Origin of the sequence: Rhodococcus sp. WB9 (genome assembly GCF_007558985.1) — a bacterium.
GTDB classification, from domain to species: domain Bacteria; phylum Actinomycetota; class Actinomycetes; order Mycobacteriales; family Mycobacteriaceae; genus Rhodococcus_F; species Rhodococcus_F opacus.
The window spans coordinates 1,354,853-1,376,894 of record NZ_CP041769.1 but is presented as its reverse complement, the minus strand read 5'-3'; the positions used below and the strand labels follow the sequence as shown (position 1 = coordinate 1,376,894).

The window sequence follows — 22,042 nt, the reverse complement described above, 5'->3', positions numbered from 1 at the left end:
AGGTGGTTTCTATGCGGTGAGGTCGTACAGGGTCACGCCGTCGACGGTGACGGCGGTGAAGTTCTCCTGCACCCAGGTGGAGATCTCCGATGCCGTTCCGTCTCCTCCCATTCCGCCGCCTCGGCCGCCGGAGATGAAGTAGTGGATCTTGCCGTCCGCCACGTACTGCTGGAACTGCTCCAGCGTGGGTGACGGATCGCTGCCGTTGAATCCGCCGATCGGCATGACCGGATCCTCGGTGGCGAGCTGGTAGCCGGATGCACTGTTGGATCCGATGGCCGCTGCCACCCAGGTGTAGTTGCCGGAATCCTGTTCGAGCAACGCCACCAGCTCGGCGCCCGGCTCGCTGCCGGAGAGCAGTCCCCCGGCGGCGCCGCCCATGGCACCCATACCGCCCATGCCGTCGGTGGCTCCTGCCGCCGCGCCGTCCGTTGCGCCGGCAACGGCACCGCCCGGCAAGGTGGGCGCCGCGGCACCGTCGGTGCGTCCGGCACCGCCCATGCCGCCAGGGCCACCCATCCCGCCAGGGCCACCCATCCCGCCGGGGCCTCCGTGGGCGCCTTCGACGTTGGGTCCGGCCGAGACGATCGAACCGGTGTGCGGCGTCGCGATGGTGTCGACGGCGTAAGCCGTCGGACCGGCGAGGCCGGTGAACAGCGCGGCCAGCGTGACCACGGCAGCGATCCGGCCTCGGGTCAGCGCCGGGACGAGCACGGCAACCGCAGCGACGACGCCGACGACGACGACCACGGCCCACTTCAGCCACGGCACGAACGACGCGCTGCGTCCGAGCAGAACCCAGGACATGGCAGCGGTGGCCAGCAGTGTCGCGGCGAGAACCGCCCGCACCCACAGCGTGTCCCGTCGACGCCACAGCGTCGCCGAACCGATCGCCACCAGCGCGGCCACGGCCGGTGCGAGTGCGACGGTGTAATACGCGTGGAAGATGCCCGCCATGAAGCTGAAGGTCAGTCCGGTCACGAGCAGCCACAGACCCCACACGAGAAACGACGCACGCCGGGTGTCGACGCGAGGTGCCCTGCCGCGCAGTGCGAGACCGGCGACCAGCAGGATCAGTGCGGCCGGGATCAGCCAGGCGATCTGACCGCCCTGAGCCGACTCGAACATCCGCGTGATGCCGGTGCTACCCCACATACCGCCACCGCCGGGGGCGCCTCCTCCGGGGAAGCGGCCGCCCGCCATGGCCTCGCCGGCACCGCCCATGGCCGCTGCCAGCTCCCCTCGACCGCCGCCGGGCATGACACTGCCGGTCTCCTCACCGTTCAACCGGCCGAGACCGTTGTAGCCCAGCGTGAGTTCGAGGATCGAATTGTTCTGCGAACCGCCGATCCAGGGCCGCGACGACGCCGGCCACAGCTCGACGATCAGCAACCACCAGCCCGCGGAGACGATCATCGCGCCGAGCGCCGCGAAGCACTGGGCGAGGCGCTTGCCGAACTTCGGCGGTCCCGCGACGAGATAGGTCAGAGCGAGCGGCGGGACGACGAGCATCACCTGAAGCTGCTTGGTCAGGAACCCCAAACCGACGAACACGCCGGTCAGCACCATCCACCGGGTGCGTCCGTCCTCCACGGCCCGCAGCATCGCCCACACGGAGGCGATCATCAGCAGCACCAGCAGGGCGTCGGGGTTGTTGAACCGGAACATCAGCACCGCGATTGGCGTCAGCGCCAGCACGAGACCCGCGAGCAGACCCGCCGGGGCGCCGAACCACCGCTTCACCGTGGCGTACAGCAGGGCGACGGAACCGACCCCGAGCAGTGCTTGCGGTACCAGCATCGCCCACGAGCTGAGCCCGAAGACCCGGACCGACAGCGACATCAGCCACAGCGACATCGGGGGCTTGTCGACGGTGATGGAGTTGGCGGCATCGGAGGATCCGAAGAAGAACGCCTTCCACGACTCCGAACCCGCCTGGACCGCGGCGGCGTAGAACGAGTTGGCCCAGCCGGAGGCACCTAGCCCCCAGATGTACGCGACCGCGGTCCCGACCAGGAGTGCGGCGAGCGCCCACGGCTCCCACCGCCTGCGGGCGGGAGGTGGTTCGGCCGCTTCGAACTTCGGTTGTTCGAGGGTCGTCGTCATGCGTGAGCTCCTTCGGGGCGTGCGTTCCGGAACACCCAGCGAAGGGCTATGAAACGACTGATGGTGGCAACGAGATTGGCGAGGACGAGGACGGCGAGTTCGACGTGCTTGGACACGTCCGGGGCCGCCGAGTGGAGGACGTACAGCGAACCGCTGGTGAGCAGCAGTCCGAAGGCGAACACCAGCAGCCCCTGCATCTGATGCCGGGCGGCGCCCTCGGATCCGCGGACACCGAACGTGAACGCGCGGTTCGCGGCCGTGTTGAGCACGGCCGTGACGAGCAGTGAGACGGCGTTGGCCCACTGCGCGCCCACGATCGGATGCAGGATCAGGTAGAGCAGCGCGTACGCGACGGTCGACGCGACGCCGATCACGGCGAACCGGGCCAGCTGCCCGACCATGCCACGCGGAACTCCGGGCACCAGCGGCTCGCGGCCGAAACTGTCGCGGAGGCTGCCGATGGGCAGCGATCCGGTGGACAGTGCCCGGCCCACCCGCCACACGCCCTTGAGGTCGGCGACGGCAGTCGCGACGATGTCGACGCGACTGTCCGGGTCGTCGACCCAGTCGACCGGGACCTCGTGGATGCGCAGGCCGGCGCGTTCCGCGAGCACCAGCAGCTCGGTGTCGAAGAACCATCCGGTGTCCTCGACCAGCGGCAGCAGGCGCTGCGCGACGTCCGCCCGCATCGCCTTGAACCCGCACTGCGCGTCGGAGAACCGCGCGTGCAACGCGCTGCGGAGGATGAGGTTGTAGCTGCGGGAGATGAACTCGCGCTTCGGTCCCCGGACCACCCGCGACGAGCGGGCGAGGCGGGAGCCGATCGCGACGTCGGAATGCCCCGACAGCAGGGGCGCAACGAGCGGCATCAGGGCGTTGAGGTCCGTCGACAGGTCGACGTCCATGTACGCCACCACCTCGGCGTCGGAGCCGCTCCACACTGCACGCAGAGCGCGGCCGCGCCCTTTCTCGTCGAGGTGCACGACACGGACGCCGTCGATCTCGGCGGCCAGTCGGTGCGCCACTGCGAGGGTGGCGTCGACGCTGGCATTGTCGGCGATGGTGATCCGGGCGGAGTAGGGAACGTTCTCGTCGAGGTGCCGCCGCAGCCGGCGCACGCAACGTTCGAGTCCGGCTTCCTCGTTGTAGACCGGCACGACAACGTCGAGCACGGGCGCGGTCTCGGAGGTTTCGGGGGTCTCGAGTCGTCCCATGGCGCCCGGTGCGCGGGAGAGGGAATTCGTCGTCATGCGTCCAAGATTCGTCCCGTACGCTCCGATGACTCTGGACGGAGGCTGGGAGTTTCCTGTGCGCTTCGCCCCCCGTGAGTACTTGTTAACCGCGGGAGGTTAATAAGTACTCACGGGGGGCGAAGCCGCATAATGGCGGCCATGGGATCTGTATTCAGCGCCATCATCAACGGAGATCTGCCCGGACGTTTCGTGTGGGAGGACGAGGACGTCGTCGCGTTCCTCACGATCGCCCCCGTCACGCAGGGCCATGCGCTCGTCGTACCCCGCAAGGAGGTGGACCAGTGGCAGGACGTCGACGGTGAGATATGGACGAAGGTCATGGACGTCGCCCGCACGATCGGACAGGCCGTCCGCCCCGCTTTCGACGCACCGCGGGCGGGTCTGCTCATCGCCGGTCTCGAGGTGCCGCACCTGCACGTGCACGTCTTCCCGGCCTACGACCTCGGCGATTTCAACATCAGCAACGCCGAGCAGAATCCGTCCCAGGAATCGCTCGACGAGGCGCAGTCGAAGCTCAAGGCGGCGCTGCGCGATCTCGGCCACGGCGGCAACGTCCCCGACTGACGGTCAGCTCGACCGCGGCAGTTCCACCCGGAACGTGGCACCCTCACCGGGCCGGCTGTCGACGGTCACCGACCCGCGGTGGGCGGCGACCAGGGCCGCCACGATCGACAGGCCCAGCCCGCTGCCGCCGCTCTCCCGGGTGCGGGAGGCGTCGGTGCGGTAGAACCTCTCGAACACCCGGGCCGCGTCCTCCTCGCTGAGTCCGGGTCCGGTGTCGGCCACCTCGAGCACGACGCTGTGTTCGGTGGTGCTCAGCCGCACCGTCACGTCCGCGGTGGCGGGGGTGTGTTTGACGGCGTTGGCGAGCAGGTTGCCGAGGACCTGCCGCAGCCGGGCCTCGTCACCGATCACCTCCGGTGTCCCGGGTCCGGGGCGGACGTCGAGCGCGATGGACCGATCGGGGGCGAGAGCGCGTGCCCCGTGCACGGCGTCCGAGGCCACCGACAGCAGGTCGACGGGCCGGGTCTCGAGGGGGCGCTGGGCATCGAGCCGGGCGAGCATCAGGAGATCCTCCACGAGGAGTCCCATCCGCGACGCCTCCCCTTCGATGCGACTCATCAGGGTTTCGGTGTCGGTCATCGCGCCTTGTCGATACAGTTCGGCGAAGCCGCGGATCGTGGTGAGCGGGGTGCGCAGCTCGTGGCTCGCGTCGGCGACGAATCGCCGCATCTTCTCCTCGGAGCGCCGCGCCGATTCCTCCGACGCCTCGGTGGCGGCGAACGCGTGCTGGATCTGAGCGAGCATTCCGTTGAGCGCCACGGACAGTCGTCCGATCTCGGTACGGTCGTCCCGTTCCGGAACACGCCGGTGCAAGTCACCCGACGCGATCGCCGCTGCGGTCTCCTCCACTTCGACGAGGGGTCGCAGACTGCGCCGGACCACGAAGTACGCGACCACTCCCAGCGCGATCAGCACCACCACACCGATGATGAGTTGCAGGACGATCAAACGGTTCACCGTTTCGTCGTTCTCGGTGAGTGTCATCGCGACGGTGGTCTCGGTTCCGTCCGGCGCGGTCGTCGTCAGCACCCGCCACCGCACGTCGGAGTCGTCGGTCGAGCCGACCGTGTCGGGCCCGGCCGCCGGGTTCTCGGGCAGCGCGGGGGAGACGGATTCGTCGTTGATCTCGCGCAGGACCGTTCCGTTCGGCAGCGTCGTGCGGACGTAGAACGGGCTCGGTGGGCGGCCGAGGTTCGGTTCGACCGGCGGCGGCAGCGGGCGCGATTTGCCGGGCTTCGCCCACCCCTGAGCCGCGTCGTGCAGTTGGTGATCGACGCGGTTGGTCAGCGAATTTTCGAGCGCCGACGTCACTGCGACACCGGATGCGAGGAGCCCGAGCGCAGCGAGCAGGAGCACGGCACCGACGAGGGTGATGCGCAGCGGCATCGAGCGAATCCACCGTCGCGCAGGCCTGTTCGGGACAGCGGCGACCGCCTCGGCCGACTCCCGCGGAGCCGCAGGCGCGGTCATCGCCGCGGTTCTCGCATCACGTAGCCGACTCCGCGGAGGGTGTGGATCAGCGGCGTCTCACCCGTGTCGACCTTCCGGCGAAGGTAGGACACGTACGACTCGACCACCCCGACCTCACCGCCGAAGTCGTAGTTCCAGACGTGGTCGAGGATCCGCGGCTTGCTCAGCACGGTGCCGGCGTTGACCATGAAGTACCGCAGCAGCGTGAACTCCGTCGGCGACAGCGACACCAGGTCGCCCGCCTTCCAGACCTCCCGCGTGTCGTCGTCGAGTTCGATGTCGGCGAACTTGATGCGGGCGGACTGTTCCTCCATCGACACCTTGCCTGCCCGCCGCAGGATGACGCGCAGCCGGGTCACCACTTCTTCGAGGCTGAACGGCTTGGTGACGTAGTCGTCCGCGCCGAGGGTGAGTCCGCTGATCTTGTCCTCCACCGCGTCCTTCGCGGTGAGGAACAGCACCGGAGCGTCCACACCGTCGGCGCGCAGCCGCTTGAGCAGGCCGAACCCGTCCATTCCCGGCATCATGACGTCGAGGATGACGGCGTCCGGGCGGAACGTGCGGGCCGTGTCGAGTCCCTCGGCCCCGGTCGACGCCGTCACCACCTCGAATCCCTGAAACCGCAGACTCACGGACAGCAACTCGAGGATGTTCGGTTCGTCGTCGACGACGAGGACGCGGGCTTCGACAGGCTTCTCATTCACGCAACCCATCATCGCTCGCGCCGCTGGATCGTCGCTGTAGGTTTCCTGGGAGATTCCTGGGAGCCGGTACCGTCGGCCCGTGCGGTCGGTTTCCGGTCGTCAGTTCACCACGATGTTGAGGTTGAGTACTACCCCGCCGAACGTCAGGATCGTGTTGGCCAATCCGAGTGTGACACCGCTGTTGAGTGCCCCGAGCAGTCCGAGCATCATGACCTCCATCGTTGCCCCTGGGAAGGGGTGGTTGCGCGCTGTCCGTGCGCGTTGCGGATGACACTAGGTCAACTCCGAAGAATTCACGGCGACACACGCACGCGAATTCCCCGAATAAAATCACCCATTCTTCTTTACCGAAAAAGGGGGAAATTCTCGGCGCATGAGCAAGGATGGGAAAGTTGCGCTCCGTGTGCTGTCGCCTCCGGTCGTCGCACGCACGAGACAACCCCGCCGTCTATCCGACAGCGGGGTTGCGGGAGCGGAGTTGTCTTGACAGGCAGGAAGTTCAGGCTACGACGTTCAGGTTGAGTACCACTCCACCGAACGTCCCGATCGTGTTGGCGAGTCCGAGGGTGAATGCGCTGTTGATTGCCGCGAGCAGTCCGAGCATCATGATGTGCCTCGTTATCTTCCGTGGTAAATGCACAGAATTCACTGTTTCGCTCGACAATAAATGAGGCGACCTCGATCCGCGAGATAATCGGCGCATTCGCACACCCGTGCGCGTCCGAGGAGTGTGTGTACTCGCTCACCACTCACAGGCGCGGAGCGCCCCGTTGGGTACCGTGGAAATCGTCGACACGACATCCGGACGAGCGCACCGTACCCGGCCAGCGACAAGACGGTGCCCGGAGGTTTGTCATGGCGTGGATCGTGCTTGTGCTGTCGGGAGTCCTGGAGGCCGTCTGGGCCACCGCCCTCGGCCGATCGGACGGGTTCAGCAAACTCGGACCCAGTGTCGTGTTCGGCGTCGCGTTGATTCTCAGCATGGCGGGTCTGGCGTTCGCGATGCGCAGTCTCCCCATCGGAACGTCGTACGCGGTCTGGGTCGGCATCGGCGCAGCCCTCACGGTCGGGTTCGCGATGGTGACCGGCGCCGAGAGTTCCTCGCTGGTGAAGATCCTCCTGATCCTGGGCATCGTGGGATGCGTCGTCGGACTGAAGGTTCTGCACTGACCGGATCGTGACACTCGATGCTTGTGTGTCGCGGGTTACAGTAATTCCATGAACCTGGTGTCGTTGATGACCCTCCCGGTGCGTGTCGGTCTCGCGGCGGCCGATGTCGGTCTCGGAATCGCCGAAGCGAGCCTGGTGACCGTCCGGACGGCGGTCGCCGGAACCGGTGTGGTCACGGGGATGAGCACCCAGGGCAGCCCGCTGCAGGTGATCAGCCAGCTGTCGTCGCTCGCGGCCAACGACCGGCCGCTCGGGCAGGCCCTCCAGCCGGGTGGTCCGCTCGACCGCCTGCTCGCTCCGGGTGGTCCCGTCGACCGACTCACCTCGGAGGGCGGCACCCTCGAACGGTTGCTCGAGCCGGGCGGCCCGCTCGAGCGGGTTCTCGCCAAGGACGGCCCGCTCGACCGGGTGCTCGCCGAGGACGGAACCCTGGAACGGCTTCTCGCGAAGGACGGCCTGCTCGACCGTCTCACCGCCGAACAGGGACCGCTCGAACGGCTGACCGCGCAGGACGGTGCGGTCGAGCGGCTCACGGCGCCGGGTGGACTCGTGGACCGGGCGCTCGCCGAGAACGGCATCCTCGAGACCCTGCTGTCGGAGGGTGGCGCGTTCGAACGTCTCATCGCCGAGGGCGGCCCGCTCGACCAGATCGTCGCGCTGTCCGAGACCTTGACGGCGCTGGCGCCCAATCTCGAGCGGATGAGCGCCAGCATCGACCTGCTGCAGGAAACGGTGGGGATTCTCAGCGCCGCGGTCGGGCCGCTCGGCGACCTCGCCGGCAAGTTGCCGGGACGCTGGCTCAAGGGCAAGGGCGACCGCCCGGGCGTCGACTACACACTCGGGCCCGCCTGACGCCTTGACCTGAACGTGACTCGAGGTTTTACGGTCGGGTCATGACTCGCATCGAAGGCCTCGGACCCCTCGGCATCTCCCTGAACATCTCACCGGACGAGACGTACCTCGACGAGGCGGCCCGACTGGAGTCCCTCGGCTATTCGGCGATTTGGCTGCGGGGCGGTCAGATCGACAGCCTGGACCGGATCTCGGCTGTCGTCCGGGCGACCAACTCGATCCCCGTCGCGACCGGCATCATCCCGGTCGGCGTGTACGACTCGGGCGCCGTCGCACAGCTTCATGCGGATCTGCAGACCACGGCGCCGGACCGGTTCGTCGTCGGACTGGGTGGCCCGCAGGTCCCCCGGCCGTTCCGGGCGTTGAACGACTATCTCGACAGGCTCGACCGGTTCGATCCGCCGGTGCCGGCGGAGCGACGGATTCTGGCCGCGCTGGGCCTGCGCAAGCTGGAACTCGCGCGGGACAGGGCCGCGGGGGCCGTCTTGCTCCTCGTCACCCCCGATTACACCGCCGAGGCGCGGCGCATCCTCGGTCCGGACGCCACGCTCGTCGTCTCGCTGATGACGGTGCTCGGCACCGACGCCGCGCAGGCCCGCGACACGGCCCGCGTTCCGCTCCGCTTCCTGTCCGGGGTGGGCGGCTACGCCACCAACTTCGTACGGATGGGTTTCGGCGCCGACGACATCGCGGGGTTGAGCGACAGGCTCGTCGACGACCTGGTCGCCTGGGGCGACGCGGACGCGATCGTCGCGCGGGTCCACAGCCACCTCGCGGCCGGTGCCGATCATGTCGTCGTCAACGAACTGGGTGAGCGGCCGGACGAGGCGGCCCGGCAGCTCGCGAGACTGCTGCCACTTCGTGCATAGGACCGACCGGCCGACAGCAGCCGACCCGTGCCTCTGGTATGTATTTCGCATGACACGAACCATCGTTGCGCTGTTGATCCCTGCCGCCCTGCTGCTCGGGGCATGCAGTTCCGAATCGACCACCACCGAGGCCGAGTCCCCGGCGAGCGCAACGATCGAGGCCACCGAGGCATCCTCCGCAGACCTGCCCGCCGTCGCGGACCTGTGCAAAGGCCTGCTCCAGTACGCGAACGGCGCGGAGGCTCGCGCGCAGCAGAGCGGCGAGACGTTCGACCGCACGAAGGCCCTCGACGACCTCTTCACCCAGTCGGCCGAGACGCCGGAGTGGAAGGACGCCCCGCAGGAGCGCAAGGACCAGATGATCCAGGCCTACGACGCCGCCAAGACCGGGGCCTGCTGACCCGGATCGCAATCGAGGACCGGAACTGTCCTCAATCCTTCGTAGCGTGCCCGGTATGACCGACACGACGAAAACCATCCGTCCGTTTCGCATCGACATCGCGCAGGAGCAACTCGACGAACTCGCCGATCGCCTCGCGCGCACCCGGTTCGGCACACCCCTCCCGGGTGACGACTGGGTGAGCGGTGTGCCCACGTCCTACCTGGTCGAACTCGTCGCGTACTGGCGCGACGAGTCGACTGGCGGGCGCAGGAGAAGTCGCTCAACACCATCCCCCAGTTCGTCACCGAGATCGACGGTCAGAACATCCACTTCCTCCATGTGCGCTCACCCGAACCGGACCCATTGGCCCTCGTCCTCACCCACGGCTGGCCGGGTTCGTTCGTCGAGTTCCTCGACGTGATCGGGCCCCTCACCGACCCCGCAGCGCACGGGGGCAACCCCGCCGACGCGTTCCACGTGGTCGTGCCGTCGCTGCCCGGATTCGGGTCCTCCGGGCCGGTCCGCGAATCGGGCTGGGACACTACCCGTATCGCCACGGCGTGGGCTGAGCTGATGAGCCGGCTCGGCTACCACCGCTACGGTGTCCAGGGCGGCGACATCGGTGCGGACGTCTCACCCGGGGTCGCCCGCATCGCCCGGGACGCGATGATCGGGGTGCATCTCAACGGCAACGTCGGGGTTCCGCTCCACGAGCTGGACGAGGCGGAGCGGGCGAGTCTGTCACCGCTGGAGCGGGATCGCCTGAACCGGGTGTCCCGGTTCATGTCCGAGGAGTTCGGCTACATTTCCATCCAGTCCACGAGACCCGCGACTCTCGGTGCCGCGCTGGCTGATTCGCCGGTGGGCCAGTTCGCCTGGATCGTCGACAAGTTCCGCGAGTGGACGCATCCCCGCGAGGCGCTCCCCCACGACGTCGTCGGCATCGACCGGCTGCTCACCAACGTCATGCTGTACTGGCTCACCGACACCGCGTCTTCGTCCGCGTACGTCGGCTACATGCAGGAATCATCCTGGGGCGCCGCCAAATCCGCGTCCGGGATCCCGACCGCGGTCATCGTCTTCGCCCACGACGTCGGCATCCGTCGCTACGCCGAACCGGAACACGCGATCACGCGGTGGACCGACGTCGAGGACCGTGGCGGTCACTTCGCCGCACTCGAAGAGCCCGAGACCTGGACCGCGGACATCCGAGAGTTCTTCGCCGGACTCCGCTGAGCGGGACACGACGAACTCGCCGGCCCCGGGCATCGGGACCGGCGAGTTCGTCGTCGGTGTTGCGTCAGTTGCCGATACCGGCAACCTCCTGGGCAATGCCGGCCAGTCGCGTCTGGGCCGCGGAGACCACGCCCTGACGGTCCTTGTGGGCTTCCTCGAAGGCGACGACGGTGCGCACGTCGGAGGGATCGGTCAGTTCCTTGACCGCGGCGACGGCCTGGGACACGTTGAGGTCGTCGTAGTCGGCGATCGGGAGTTCATCCGCCTCCAGGACGCCACCGGCGGCGCGTGCGGAATGAATCGCGTCTGCGACTCCATCAGCGCCTTCGTTGCGAGTGACCTGCTCGGCCGTTTCGAGGGCGGCATCACGCGATGCCGCGAGCGTCTTCACCGCGACGTCGCCCGCGTGGGCGCCTCGCCCGAGCAACGCGCTCAGCATCGGCGGGGTGGTGCGGGCCGTGTCGAGAGCACGGTCGATACCGCGCGCGGACCACGAGACGGGGACGTTGATCAGCCGGATCGTGGCGCCGGTCGCCGCCTGGAACGGGGTGCGTCGCAGTGCCGCCGGTCCGCCGAGCGCCTCCTCCGCGAGCACCGTGGTCAACCAGTCGACGGTCGCGGCGTGCGCGGTGACCAGCCGATCGGCCAACCGGACGACGTCCTGCTTCCCGGCCGCGGTCGCGAGGGCCTTCACGTACCGCGCCCGGTCGAGCAGCTGGTGCTCGAGGGCGAGGTCGCCGAGCAGGGCCTCGTCGAACGGCTGTGCCTGCTCCGCCATCGCCTTCAGCGCCGCTGCCACCCGGCCGAGCAGGGGGCCGACGATCTCCGGCACTCCCCCGAGATCGCGGATGGCGCGTGAGATCGCCTCCGCGCGGAGGCGTCCGTTTTCGGCGTTCTCGGTCAGCTCTCGGCGCACGGCCTCCGTGCGCGCCTGCGTGACGCGCGTTTCGGCAACCTGGATTTCGGTATTGGTGAGATCGAGGACGGCGTGCAGCTGGGTGATCAGTGTGGGGACGGTCATGTGTGTCCTTCCAGTACGTGGGTGCGGTCAGATCAGGCTGGAGATGAGATATGCCGCGAGTAGGACGCCGATCAGAACGGACGCACCGGTGACGGCCGCGAGGACCGCCGATCCGGTCACGGACACCGCGGGCACGGCGGCAACGAGCGCAGCGATGAGAGCGGTCCCGAGCGAGAAACGACGGTCGGGCTCGTCCTGCTGATTCTTCGCGTGCCGGGGAGGGCGCGTGCGGAGTGCATTGTCGGCAAGGGTCATGGTTCGATTTCCCGTCTGAAGTCTCGAATGCGGACCAGAATCGGGACTACACGAGAGGACGTTCGCCGGACGACGCTGTCGGCGCCTTCGTGCAGTGCCCGGGTTTCGCGATGTGCAGCGGTAGCGCGCTGACGACATCGACTGGACGGGCAGTGTCTCGTTCGGCCATTGCTTGTTCTCTCCCTGCCGCAACGTCACATGCTCGTATGCGTGCGGCTCGTTCGGGTCATCAACTTATCTGCTCTGGCTGATACAGATTTCATCATAACTACTCATCAGTAAAGTACAACCCTTGCGAGCAAGAGAATCGAACGACGCGAGGATCACCGCTCTGAAAACCACCAGGACCAGCACAGATGACACATCCGCAGATGCGCGCGCTCTCGAAGACCGAAGACGGAGACCGACGTGGATCCGGGAATTCGTCGATCCCCGGTGGCCGTACGGATCACTCTCCGGCCGAGTCGCCCCCCGAGCCTTCCAACCGGGACGCCAGATCCGCATTCTCGGATTCGAGCGCGAGGATCCTCCGAATACCCGGGACGTTCACTCCGTCCTCCATGAGCTGCGCTATGCGCGCCAGCCTGGCCAGATCGTCTTCGCTGTATCTACGGGTACCGCCGCTGGTCCGGGCAGGGGTCAGCAATCCGCGACGTTCGTACAGCCGCAGGGTCTGCGGGCCGATGCCCGTCAACTCCGACGTCACCGCAATTCCGTAGACCCCGCGACACGAGCGGGGTAGGGCATCGATGGTCATAACAGGCTCCCTTCTGCTTAAGGAACACCTGATGTTAACAAACGAATGAAACGAATCTGTAATTGAAGATATAGATTTTGCTTATTACCTTCAGCACGTACCCTCGGCTGCGGCGAGGATCAGGACCGGGTGACGTAATCTCGGATCCGAACCGAACACGAACCGAGGCCGTCCAGGCAGGGTTCGTGGAGGTGTCGTGGCCGCGAGTGCCACGGCCTCTGCCCCAGAGACGAGAAGACGGTGCCCCGCACTCAGGAACACGCAGACCGCTACCGCGACGCTCTCACCGCGCTCGCCGCGGCAACTCAGCGACCGGCAAATGTGGTCAACACCGGTGCGGGCTATGCGATCCGGGTCGATTTCGAGTACAACCGCTACCTTCTCGCATCCAACGCCGCCGACGGACTGACCGACACGGTCGAGGACACGTCCGAATGGCGGGTCAGCCTCTACCAGGGTGTCACCGACGGAACGTCCGACGAACTGCTGGCCGCCGCCGAGCACGCATGGCTGGTGGACGCGTTCGACCTCGCGTTCGCCGATATCCGGGCGAAGGGAAAATGGCAGTCGGCCGACGCGTCGTTCGACGAGTTCACCCCCACCAACGACCAGTCTGCGAGCTGAGCCGGTAGGCGCGGCTCAGGCGCGGTCCGGAAACTCGGACTGCACGAGCCGCTCGAGTTCGGCGTTGCGCGCCGCGAGGATCGCGTTCTCGGCTTCGAGCTGAAGGATCTGACCGATTCCGATCAGATTGACACCGGCCGCGACGAGTTCGGTGATCTTCTGGAGGCGCGCGACATCGTCCTCGCTGTACCGGCGTGTTCCACCGCCCGTGCGAGTCGGTGTGATCAACCCTCGCCGCTCGTACAAGCGCAGTGTCTGCGGCCCGATACCCGTCAACTCCGACGTTACCGAGATCCCGTACACACCCCGCTGCGAACGAAGCGGCACATGAGAGGACGTCACCGGATCTCCCTTCTTCTCAGGGCGCATCAATCCTACCAAGGTTCGGTAGACACAATGTGCCGCAGGGGGTGCAGGTTCGCTCCGCCCTGCGCGTACCGCGCTGTCCCCACTCCTGCATCGCAGTTCTCGGCAGCCGGATGGCCACCCGGCCTCATCTGATCTCTTCCCGGTCCGGTTCTCCGGCCCGGCGATCACCGTCTCGAGCAGCTATCTTGCCGATTCCGCTTGAACTTCCTGCGCTATGACTGTAGAACAAATCTATATCCATCAACGCAGATAAGTTCTCACCATGAGTTGGGCACCAAGGAGAAGCGATGACCACACACAACCCGCAGAACGCTCCCCACGACGGCGAAGTCCTCGTTCTCGGCGCACGCAGTGGTGGAGCGATCGCCGGCGGCCTGATCGCCACGCTGGCCCTCAGCGCACTCACCCTCCTCTCCTCCCTGCCGACCTGACGGCCGGCCCGGCCACCGCTCTCCGTCTCATACCGACCCTTCACACCCGACAGGACGCATCGCTCATGCCCGCCAGTTCCACATCCCACGCTTCCGCCACCACTACTGCCTCGCGAGGCGGAGCAACGATGAGCACCGAGGAAATCAAGGCCCGGATCGAGGCGATGTTCGCCGACGAGGCCGCCGACACCTCACCCGCACTCGTCGAATAGCGACGCCATTGCCGATGCCGGCCGGTCAGAGAAGGGCAGAGCCATGAATGTGTCCACCCAGCTCCTAGCACCATCCTGCGAGATCCGTCGCATCCCCCCGAGGACGACGCCGACGCGTCGCACGAAGCCTGCGGCGGAGGTCGCAACAGACGACCGACGACTGGAACGCCCGCAAGCCGCGCGCGGCGAGCGCGACCAGTACCGTGACGTGCCCGCACAGTGCGAGGCCATCGGCCGGCTCGCCGCCTCCGACCCCCGCCGCGAAGTGCTGCGACAGCGACTGATCGAACGTTGCCTGCCGCTCGCCGAACACATCGCCCGGCGCTTCCACGGTCGCGGCGAACCACTCGACGACCTGATCCAGGTCGCCCGCCTCGGTCTGGTCAAGGCCGTCGACCGCTTCGACGCCCGCTGCGGAGGGAACTTCGTGTCCTACGCCGTCCCGACCATCACCGGCGAGGTGCGCAGGCACTTCCGCGACACGGGCTGGGCCATGCGCGTCCCGCGCAGCATGCAGGAACTGCACCTCTCCCTCACCAACGCGACAACCGACCTGACCACGACGCTCGGACGCGCTCCGACGGCGAGCGAACTGGCCGAGGCCCTCGGGATCGACAAGGACGAAGTAGTCCAGGGGCTCCGGGTCGCCGACGCGTACAGCACCCTGTCCGTCGATTTCCCGCTCGGTGAGAACGAACGCCCGCTGTCGGAGACGATCGGAGACGTCGACCCCGCCCTCGCCCACGTCGAGGACCACGTGGTCCTCGCACCTCTGCTGGAATCACTTCCCGATCTCGAACGCACTGTGCTGGTTCTGCGCTTCTTCGGCAACATGACCCAGTCGCAGATCGCAGCGCGGGTGGGTGTCTCGCAGATGCAGGTGTCTCGGCTCCTGACCAAGACCCTGGCGGATCTGCGCGGGAAACTCGCCGACGTCGGCGGTCAGATGCTCTCGTAGTCGGCCAGGAAATCCTCCCACGTCCGCTTGCCCGTCACTGCGACGTCGAGTGACAGGTTCGCGCCCTCCCGGTACGCGCGGCCGGCCTTTCCCGGCATCCGGACCGGCATCATCAGCCGATGCCTTCCGGTCGCCTTCAGGTATCCGCGCATCAGATCGGCCATGTCGTACACGGTCGGCCCGGGCAGGTCGGGTACGAGGCCGGCCGGTGCCGCGAGCGTCAGTTCCACCAGTCGCGCCGCGACCTCCCCCGAATCGACCGGCTGGAAGCGCAGTCCGCCCGGGACCGGGATCACCGGCAGTTTCACCAGCTTCTGCAGCATGGTCAGCACCAGGTCGTGGAACTGGGCCGCGCGCAGCGTCGTCCACGGCACACCCGAGTCGGCCACCGCTCGTTCCGCTGCCAGCTTGGATCCGAACCAGCCGAGCGGAACGCCGTCGGCGCCGATCACCGAGATGTACACGAGGTGCTGCACCCCGGCACGCGAGGCGGCCTCCACCAGGTTCCGCATCGCGACCTCGTCACCCTTGGGTCCGCCCGCCAAGTGCAGAACGATCTCGACCCCCTCCAGCGCAGGCTCTATTCCCTTGCCCTCGAACAAGTCACCGGCCAGGTACTCGACGCCGACGCCGGGCTCGCGGCCGTGCCTGCTGAGAACCCGCACGTCCCGACCCGCTGCCCGCAGCAGTGGGACGACCTGACGTCCGAGCGTGCCCGTACCGCCGGTGATCAGAATGGGTGATGTCATGATCTCTCCAGATTCGTTGGATGCGGGACTCGGTTTCCCGGTCTCGGCAGCTGGTTTTCGGTGGATCTACAGCTAAGACACGCGGCGAGGAAGGAATGTGACACGGTGGACGACCGCGATCGGCTGACGGAGCGTTTCGAGGAACACCGGCCCCGGCTGCGGGCCGCCGCGTACCCGATGCTGGGCTCGGTGACCGAAGCCGACGACGCCGTCCAGGAGGCGTGGCTGCGCATGAACCGCGCCGACACCGGCGACGTGGACAATCTCGAGGCGTGGCTGATCACCGTGGTGTCGCGGGTGTGCCTGAACGTGCTGCGATCACGCGAGCAGCGGCGCGAGGAACCTCTCGACGTGCAGGCGCACGACCCGGTCGTCGGTCACGAGGACGGTGGCGACCCCGAACACGAAGCGGTGCTTGCCGACTCGGTCGGGCAGGCACTGCTCGTGGTGCTCGACACGCTGACCCCGGCCGAGCGGCTCGCGTTCGTGCTGCACGACATGTTCGACGTGCCCTTCGACGACGTCGCCCCCATCGTGGGCCGCTCCTCCCCGGCGGTTCGGCAGCTCGCCAGCCGCGCCCGCCGACGGGTGAAAGGAGTCTCGCCGGCGCCGGACACGGCGGATCTGGAACGCCAGCGCCGCGTCGTCGACGCCTATCTGGCCGCTACCCGCGGCGGCGACTTCGACGCGCTGGTCGCCCTGCTCGATCCGGATGTGGTGCTCCGCGCCGATCCGGCTGTCGGCCCCACCCCGGCGCCTCTCGTGATCCGGGGTGCCCGCGTCGTGGCCAGGGGCGCTCTCGCCTCCTCGGAACGGGCCCGGTTCACCCAGGTCGCCCTGGTGAACGGGACGGTCGGGCTCGTGATGGCTCTCCACGGGCGGTTGCACCTGGTGCTGGCGTTCACGATCGCGGACGGCAGCATCACCGAGATCGACGTCATCGCGGAACCCGATCGCGTCCGCCGACTCGATCTCGCGGTTCTCGGTGACTGACGGGACCCCGGTCACCCGTACAGGGTGATGACCCTGCGCGCCCCGACCCGCAGCATGGAGGTGGCCGACACTGCCGGGAGAGAGGCGCGAACGTGACTACTGCCTCGGACGACGACGCCCCACCCCAGAGCGCAGCCGCGCCGTCGCCGTTCCCGCCCATCGCCGACTACGCCTTCCTCTCGAACTGTCACACCGGGGCGCTGATCGCGCCGGACGGTTCCGTCGACTGGCTGTGCGTGCCCCGTTTCGACTCGCCCAGCGTGTTCGGTTCCCTTCTCGACCGCGAGGCCGGGATGTTCCGGATCGGCCCGTTCGGGCTCAACGTTCCGGCGTCCCGGCAGTACGAGCCGGGAAGCAACACCATTTCGGCGGTGTGGAACACGCCGACCGGCTGGGTGACCGTGCGCAGTGCACTGACGATGGGGCCGAGCCGCGGCGAGGACACGATCACTCCCCACACACGGCCGCCTGCCGACGAGGACGCCGATCACATGCTGGTCCGCACGGTCACCTGCCTCGACGGCAGTGTGGAGGTGGAATTGGTGTGCGAGCCCGTCTTCGACTACGGGCGCACACCGGCGGAGTGGGTTCTCGTGGACGGCGACCGGCACACCGCCGACGCGAGCGGCGCGGGACGGACCCTGCGCCTGCAGACGGACATGGCGCTCGGCATCGAGGGTGGGCGGGTGCGCGCCCGGCACGTGCTGGAGAAGGGTCAAACCCTCTATTGCGCGCTGTCGTGGGCGGCGGAACTCGCCGCACCGGAAACGGCGGAAGAGGCTGTCGCGCAACTCGATGCAACCTCGGCGTTCTGGCGGCGCTGGTTCAGCCACGCACGTTTTCCCGATCACCGGTGGCGGGAGGCGATTCAGCGGTCCGCCCTCACCATCAAGGGACTCACGTACATGCCGACCGGCGCCACCGTCGCAGCCCTCACCACCTCCCTACCGGAAACTCCGGGCGGCGAACGCAATTGGGACTACCGGTACACGTGGATGCGGGACTCCACGTTCACACTGCAGGCTCTGCACTATCTGAACCTGGACTGGGAGGCCGACGAATTCATGCAGTTCATCGCAGACCTCGAGTCGAACGGCGATGGCGCACTGCAGATCATGTACGGGATCGACGGCACCCGCGACCTGACGGAGTCGACCCGCGACGACCTGTCCGGCTACGCGGGCGCGCGTCCGGTGCGCATCGGCAACGGCGCGTTCGACCAGCGCCAGAACGACGTGTTCGGCGCCGTCCTCGACTCGATCCTGTTGCACACGGTGCGCAGCAAGCGCCTCCCCCGCCGGCTGTGGCCGCTCGTGCAGCAGCAGGCGACGTGCGCGTCCGCGGTATGGCGCAACCCCGATCAGGGGATCTGGGAGGCTCGCGGTGCACCGCAGCACTACGTATCGTCGAAGCTGATGTGCTGGGTGGCACTCGACCGGGCGGCGAAGATCGCGGGCATCCGCGGCGATCGCTCGGCCGAGGAAATCTGGCGCGCCACAGCCGAAGAGATCCGCGCGGACATCCTCGAGCACGGGGTGAAGAACGGGGTTCTGCGCCAGCACTACGACACCGAGGCGCTGGACGCGTCGACCCTGCTCGCCGCGGTCTTCGGTTTCCTTCCCCGCGGGGACGCGCGCCTGCGCGCCACCGTCGACGCCATCGCGAACGATCTCACCGATGACGGATTCGTCCTGCGCTACCGCACCGGCGAAACCGACGACGGGTTGTCGGGCAAGGAAGGCAGTTTCCTGATCTGCTCGTTCTGGCTGGTGTCGGCACTGACCGTGGTCGAACAGGTGCAGGAGGCAACCGATTTGATGGAGCGGTTGGTGAGCGTGTCTTCTCCCCTGGGGCTGTACGCCGAGGAGTTCGACACGAGCACCGGCCGTCATCTCGGCAATTTTCCGCAGGCGTTCTCCCACCTCGCGCTGATCGAGGCCGCGGGGCGCATCATCCTGCACGAACGGATGCGGGAACTGATGTGAGCCGAGGCGGACCACTACGCCCCGTCACCGTAGGCTGAGATCGTGTCCCGAGCAGAGTCGAATCGGACGTACAGCGGCCAACCGGTTGCGGAACGTCGCGTAGCCCGCCGGGCACGGTTCCTCGACTCCGCCCTGTCGGTCTTCGCGGAGAAGACTTACGCCCACAGTTCGATCAGCGACATCTGCGCCCACGCCGGACTGTCGCGTCGCCAGTTCTACGAGGAGTTCGGCAGCCGCGAGGACATCCTCCTCGCGCTCTACGACACGATTCAGGACGAGGCCCGGGACGCGGTGCTCGCCGCGAACGACCGGGCGCCCTCGCGCGATCCCCGGACCGTCGCCGCCAGCGTCATGACGGCCTACATCGAGTCGGTCGGCACGGACGAGCGGCGGGCCAGGATCATCTTCGTGGAGGTGGTCGGGGCGGGCCCCCGGGTGGAGCAGTACCACCTCGCGCGCCGCACGCAGTGGGCCGAACTCTTCGAGGTGGTCACCCGCACGATCGACGGTGGCGTCGTCGACCCGCCCGAGCGGTTCGCGATGGTGTCGATCGCCTTCATCGGGGCGGTCAACGATCTCGCCCATCACTGGAGCACCGCCTCCCCCCGAACGTCCGCCTCGGTCCTGGTGGACGTTCTGAGCACGATGCTCATCGCGCTGGTCACCGACCAGACCTGAGCCGAACTTACTCGCGGGTATTGCGATACCCGTCACACCTGATCTAGGGTCTGCTCTCAAAGTGAGACATAGACGTCTCACTTCTGCCCGGGGGAGGACCACATGATCGGAACGACAGCGCTACGACGCCGAATGCTGCTGGTGGGAGCGATGGCGGTGGGCGCACAACTCGCCGTCGCCACGCCGTCGGTCGGGGCTCCCACCGACGGCGGAACGTCGGTCGACGTGCAGCCGGCCCCTACCGTTCCCGCCTGGCCCGAGGCCGACCGGAGTTTCTACGAACCGCCTGCGGACGTGGTCGCGGCGGCCGAGCCGGGCGAGATCATCGCCGCCCGCGAAGTGCACCTGGCGAACCTGTCGGTGCTTCCGGTGAACGTCGACGCGTGGCAGCTGTCGTATCGCTCCGACAATTCGCGGGACGAGCCGATCCCGGCGGTCGCGACGGTCGTCAAGCCCCGGGGCACGATCGACGGCGTCCGCAATCTGCTCTCGCTCCAGCCGGCGGAGGACTCCCTCGGCAAATACTGCGCCGCCTCGTACGCACTGCGGCAGTGGTCCGTGCCCGCGCCGCTTACCGGTCAAATCGTCGCGCCGCTGCAGTTCCTCGAGGCGCAGGCCGCCCTCGCCCAGGGATGGGCCGTTGTGATGCCGGATCACCAGGGCCCGAACGCCGCGTATGCGGCCGGGCCCCTCGCGGGCCGCATCACCCTGGACGGGATCCGCGCGGCGGAGAACTTCGACCCCCTGGGCCTGACGGGCCGGCAGACTCCGGTCGGGTTGATGGGCTACTCCGGAGGCGCGATCGCGACGGGTCACGCCGCCGAACTCCACGCGAGCTACGCACCGGACCTGAATATCGTGGGCGCGGCCGAAGGCGGCATCCCCGCCGATCTCGGCGCCCTCGTCGATCTCGCCGACAACAATCTGGGTGCGGGAATCGTGCTGAGCGGCGTGTTCGGCGTGAGCCGTGACTATCCCGAGCTCGCGGAGTATCTCGACACGCATCTGAACCCACTTGGCAAGCAGCTCCTTGCCGCCAAGAGCAACCTCTGCGTCAGCTACCAGTCGGCGCTACTGCCGTTTGCGAACCTGAGGGGCCTGTTCGACAGCCCGAGCGGCGACCCGCTTCGCGATCCGGTGGTCGAATCGGTACTCGACCGGACCGAGATGGGTCACCGGGTCCCGGACGTGCCGATGTTCATGTACCAGGCGAACCCGGACTGGCTGGTTCCGGTCGGGCCCGTCGACACACTCGTCGACACCTACTGCCAGGACCCGAACGCCCGGGTGACGTACACCCGCGACCACGCCAGTGAGCATCTGTCCCTCGAACCGGTCGCGGCCGCGAGCGCCCTGGTGTGGCTGCGGGACCGGTTCGACGGGGTGCCCGCCGACGCCGGGTGCACCACCCACGACGTGGGATCGATGGCCCTCGACCAGGCGACGTGGCCGGTGTGGTCGTCGATCGTCGGCGACACGATCGCGAGCCTGCTCGGTCAGCCGATCGGCACGTGAGGGCGCGGTCCCGATCAGAGGTCGCCGACACCGGCGAGCAGTCTGCGCGCCCCCTCGTGGAGGCGGTCCCGGACGGTGGCGACGCTGATCTGCATCGTGTCCGCCACCTCGTCGCAGGACATTCCCCGGTAATACACGAGGGCCAGTGTCTCCCGTTCGAGGGCGGGCAGCGATTCCACCGCGTCCAGTACCGCCGACCTGCACGAATTCACTTGCATGCACTCATCGTCAATGACCGGCGGGGTGGGAGACAGGGACCCCAGGGTGACGAACTGCCCACCCAGGGGTGAGCGTGCGGGAAACACGGAGGGCCACCTTCGCGGGAGAAGGTGGCCCTCTGTGTGCGGAGGTAATTCCGCGGTGGAGCCTCCTGTCAGGATTGAACTGACGACCGCTCGCTTACAAGGCGAGTGCTCTACCACTGAGCTAAGGAGGCGGACACGCGCGCCCATCATATCCATTGCAGGAACGTCGGCTACTTCCGCCCACATTGGATAGCGTTGAAGCCATGAGTACCTCGGAGATCGCCACCGTCCTCGCTTGGCACGACGCCCTCAACTCCGGCGACATCGACACTCTGCTGTCGCTGTCGAGCGACGACATCGAGATGGGTGGGCCGAAAGGCGCCACCCAGGGCCTGGCGGCGCTGCGGGAATGGGCGTCTACCGCGGGCATCACGCTGATTCCGCAGCGAATGTATTACTACGACGGGGTGCTGGTGGTCGAACAGCAGGCCACGTGGGCCACGGACCCCGAGGAGACGCGTATCCTGGCCTCTGCATTCCGTGTCGTCCACGATCAGGTCATCTCCACGTTCCGCCACGAGACACTCGAGTCTGCACTCTCCGCCACCGATTTGACCGAGAAAGATCTTGTCTCCGACACGTAG

General features: G+C 67.6%; 25 protein-coding genes, 1 tRNA gene, 1 pseudogene and 1 riboswitch. Of the genes and pseudogenes, 16 read left to right on the top strand and 11 right to left on the bottom strand.

Features of this window, described 5'->3' with window-relative positions:
• Window positions 1-9: 9 nt before the first annotated feature.
• Together FND50_RS06555 and FND50_RS06550 are read right to left on the bottom strand one after the other, a co-directional pair.
• Entirely contained in the window at window positions 10-2,106 is a 2,097-nt protein-coding gene (locus tag FND50_RS06555) for a glycosyltransferase family 39 protein (protein WP_144285192.1), read from the bottom strand.
• The gene (locus FND50_RS06550; RefSeq protein ID WP_144285191.1) at window positions 2,103-3,356 is read right to left on the bottom strand and encodes a bifunctional glycosyltransferase family 2/GtrA family protein; all 1,254 of its coding nucleotides are present in this window, start codon (window positions 3,354-3,356) and stop codon (window positions 2,103-2,105) included. Before FND50_RS06550 ends, FND50_RS06555 begins: the two co-directional genes overlap by 4 nt.
• A gap of 141 nt (window positions 3,357-3,497) precedes the next feature.
• Between FND50_RS06550 and FND50_RS06545 the strand changes: the two genes are divergently transcribed.
• Window positions 3,498-3,923 carry an HIT family protein gene (locus tag FND50_RS06545; protein ID WP_169693431.1) on the top strand — a complete coding sequence of 142 codons (426 nt, stop codon included), beginning with the start codon at window positions 3,498-3,500 and terminating at the stop codon, window positions 3,921-3,923.
• Window positions 3,924-3,926: 3 nt separating this feature from the next.
• On the opposite strand, the gene FND50_RS06540 is transcribed toward FND50_RS06545, so the two are convergent.
• Both FND50_RS06540 and FND50_RS06535 read right to left on the bottom strand, forming a co-directional pair.
• Window positions 3,927-5,309: a cell wall metabolism sensor histidine kinase WalK gene (locus FND50_RS06540; protein WP_007300968.1), complete on the bottom strand. Its 1,383-nt coding sequence runs from the start codon at window positions 5,307-5,309 to the stop codon at window positions 3,927-3,929.
• Window positions 5,310-5,389: 80 nt separating this feature from the next.
• On the bottom strand, window positions 5,390-6,106 hold the full coding sequence (locus tag FND50_RS06535) for a response regulator transcription factor (RefSeq protein WP_186301246.1): 717 nt from the start codon (window positions 6,104-6,106) through the stop codon (window positions 5,390-5,392).
• 774 nt (window positions 6,107-6,880) lie between these two features.
• A riboswitch (guanidine-III (ykkC-III) riboswitch) is annotated at window positions 6,881-6,942 on the top strand.
• Between the two features lie 10 nt (window positions 6,943-6,952).
• Between FND50_RS06535 and FND50_RS06530 the strand changes: the two genes are divergently transcribed.
• The 6 genes and pseudogenes from FND50_RS06530 to FND50_RS06510 all read left to right on the top strand — a co-directional run bounded on the left by FND50_RS06530 (window position 6,953) and on the right by FND50_RS06510 (window position 10,606).
• Window positions 6,953-7,267: a multidrug efflux SMR transporter gene (locus FND50_RS06530; protein WP_005262845.1), complete on the top strand. Its 315-nt coding sequence runs from the start codon at window positions 6,953-6,955 to the stop codon at window positions 7,265-7,267.
• 48 nt (window positions 7,268-7,315) lie between these two features.
• A complete protein-coding gene (locus tag FND50_RS06525) occupies window positions 7,316-8,119 on the top strand; it encodes a hypothetical protein (RefSeq protein ID WP_005244499.1) in 804 nt (267 codons plus the stop codon).
• A 41-nt stretch (window positions 8,120-8,160) separates the two neighbouring features.
• The gene (locus FND50_RS06520; protein ID WP_144285189.1) at window positions 8,161-8,988 is read left to right on the top strand and encodes a TIGR03620 family F420-dependent LLM class oxidoreductase; all 828 of its coding nucleotides are present in this window, start codon (window positions 8,161-8,163) and stop codon (window positions 8,986-8,988) included.
• A 49-nt stretch (window positions 8,989-9,037) separates the two neighbouring features.
• Window positions 9,038-9,388, top strand: coding sequence for a hypothetical protein (locus FND50_RS06515; RefSeq protein ID WP_144285188.1), 351 nt, complete (start codon window positions 9,038-9,040; stop codon window positions 9,386-9,388).
• A 55-nt stretch (window positions 9,389-9,443) separates the two neighbouring features.
• Window positions 9,444-9,721 (top strand): annotated as a pseudogene (locus FND50_RS37740) (epoxide hydrolase N-terminal domain-containing protein); the annotation flags it as partial.
• Window positions 9,710-10,606, top strand: coding sequence for an alpha/beta fold hydrolase (locus tag FND50_RS06510; protein WP_397494143.1), 897 nt, complete (start codon window positions 9,710-9,712; stop codon window positions 10,604-10,606). The pseudogene FND50_RS37740 and the gene FND50_RS06510, both read left to right, overlap by 12 nt.
• A gap of 64 nt (window positions 10,607-10,670) precedes the next feature.
• On the opposite strand, the gene FND50_RS06505 is transcribed toward FND50_RS06510, so the two are convergent.
• The 3 genes from FND50_RS06505 to FND50_RS06495 all read right to left on the bottom strand — a co-directional run bounded on the left by FND50_RS06505 (window position 10,671) and on the right by FND50_RS06495 (window position 12,639).
• Window positions 10,671-11,627 (bottom strand): ferritin-like domain-containing protein, encoded by a 957-nt coding sequence (locus tag FND50_RS06505; protein ID WP_144285187.1) that lies wholly within the window; start codon window positions 11,625-11,627, stop codon window positions 10,671-10,673.
• 27 nt (window positions 11,628-11,654) lie between these two features.
• Window positions 11,655-11,882: a hypothetical protein gene (locus tag FND50_RS06500; RefSeq protein WP_144285186.1), complete on the bottom strand. Its 228-nt coding sequence runs from the start codon at window positions 11,880-11,882 to the stop codon at window positions 11,655-11,657.
• A 448-nt stretch (window positions 11,883-12,330) separates the two neighbouring features.
• Window positions 12,331-12,639, bottom strand: coding sequence for a MerR family transcriptional regulator (locus FND50_RS06495; RefSeq protein ID WP_144285185.1), 309 nt, complete (start codon window positions 12,637-12,639; stop codon window positions 12,331-12,333).
• A gap of 240 nt (window positions 12,640-12,879) precedes the next feature.
• Here FND50_RS06495 and FND50_RS06490 point away from each other — a divergent pair, with 240 nt between their 5' ends.
• On the top strand, window positions 12,880-13,263 hold the full coding sequence (locus FND50_RS06490; RefSeq protein WP_007300959.1) for a hypothetical protein: 384 nt from the start codon (window positions 12,880-12,882) through the stop codon (window positions 13,261-13,263).
• 15 nt (window positions 13,264-13,278) lie between these two features.
• On the opposite strand, the gene FND50_RS06485 is transcribed toward FND50_RS06490, so the two are convergent.
• On the bottom strand, window positions 13,279-13,605 hold the full coding sequence (locus tag FND50_RS06485; RefSeq protein ID WP_144285184.1) for a helix-turn-helix transcriptional regulator: 327 nt from the start codon (window positions 13,603-13,605) through the stop codon (window positions 13,279-13,281).
• Window positions 13,606-13,919: 314 nt separating this feature from the next.
• Here FND50_RS06485 and FND50_RS36000 point away from each other — a divergent pair, with 314 nt between their 5' ends.
• The 3 genes from FND50_RS36000 to FND50_RS06480 all read left to right on the top strand — a co-directional run bounded on the left by FND50_RS36000 (window position 13,920) and on the right by FND50_RS06480 (window position 15,233).
• The gene (locus FND50_RS36000; protein WP_037206481.1) at window positions 13,920-14,063 is read left to right on the top strand and encodes a hypothetical protein; all 144 of its coding nucleotides are present in this window, start codon (window positions 13,920-13,922) and stop codon (window positions 14,061-14,063) included.
• A 65-nt stretch (window positions 14,064-14,128) separates the two neighbouring features.
• The gene (locus tag FND50_RS35995; protein WP_164709551.1) at window positions 14,129-14,275 is read left to right on the top strand and encodes a hypothetical protein; all 147 of its coding nucleotides are present in this window, start codon (window positions 14,129-14,131) and stop codon (window positions 14,273-14,275) included.
• A gap of 43 nt (window positions 14,276-14,318) precedes the next feature.
• Window positions 14,319-15,233 (top strand): SigB/SigF/SigG family RNA polymerase sigma factor, encoded by a 915-nt coding sequence (locus FND50_RS06480; protein WP_007300957.1) that lies wholly within the window; start codon window positions 14,319-14,321, stop codon window positions 15,231-15,233.
• Here FND50_RS06480 and FND50_RS06475 read toward each other — a convergent pair.
• Window positions 15,218-15,982: an SDR family oxidoreductase gene (locus tag FND50_RS06475; RefSeq protein WP_144285183.1), complete on the bottom strand. Its 765-nt coding sequence runs from the start codon at window positions 15,980-15,982 to the stop codon at window positions 15,218-15,220. The two genes, FND50_RS06480 and FND50_RS06475, sit on opposite strands and share 16 nt — an antisense overlap.
• Before the next feature lie 105 nt (window positions 15,983-16,087).
• Between FND50_RS06475 and FND50_RS06470 the strand changes: the two genes are divergently transcribed.
• The 4 genes from FND50_RS06470 to FND50_RS06455 all read left to right on the top strand — a co-directional run bounded on the left by FND50_RS06470 (window position 16,088) and on the right by FND50_RS06455 (window position 21,153).
• A complete protein-coding gene (locus FND50_RS06470) occupies window positions 16,088-16,975 on the top strand; it encodes a sigma-70 family RNA polymerase sigma factor (RefSeq protein ID WP_144285182.1) in 888 nt (295 codons plus the stop codon).
• A 92-nt stretch (window positions 16,976-17,067) separates the two neighbouring features.
• Complete coding sequence (locus FND50_RS06465) at window positions 17,068-18,960, top strand: glycoside hydrolase family 15 protein (protein WP_144285181.1); 1,893 nt, start codon at window positions 17,068-17,070, stop codon at window positions 18,958-18,960.
• Window positions 18,961-19,002: 42 nt separating this feature from the next.
• The gene (locus FND50_RS06460; protein ID WP_144285180.1) at window positions 19,003-19,638 is read left to right on the top strand and encodes a TetR/AcrR family transcriptional regulator; all 636 of its coding nucleotides are present in this window, start codon (window positions 19,003-19,005) and stop codon (window positions 19,636-19,638) included.
• 102 nt (window positions 19,639-19,740) lie between these two features.
• A complete protein-coding gene (locus FND50_RS06455) occupies window positions 19,741-21,153 on the top strand; it encodes a lipase family protein (protein WP_144285179.1) in 1,413 nt (470 codons plus the stop codon).
• A gap of 14 nt (window positions 21,154-21,167) precedes the next feature.
• Here FND50_RS06455 and FND50_RS06450 read toward each other — a convergent pair whose 3' ends face one another.
• Together FND50_RS06450 and FND50_RS06445 are read right to left on the bottom strand one after the other, a co-directional pair.
• On the bottom strand, window positions 21,168-21,371 hold the full coding sequence (locus tag FND50_RS06450) for an RNA polymerase sigma factor (RefSeq protein ID WP_144285178.1): 204 nt from the start codon (window positions 21,369-21,371) through the stop codon (window positions 21,168-21,170).
• Window positions 21,372-21,514: 143 nt separating this feature from the next.
• A tRNA-Thr gene (locus FND50_RS06445) sits at window positions 21,515-21,589 on the bottom strand.
• A 72-nt stretch (window positions 21,590-21,661) separates the two neighbouring features.
• Here FND50_RS06445 and FND50_RS06440 point away from each other — a divergent pair.
• Entirely contained in the window at window positions 21,662-22,042 is a 381-nt protein-coding gene (locus tag FND50_RS06440; RefSeq protein ID WP_005262863.1) for a nuclear transport factor 2 family protein, read from the top strand.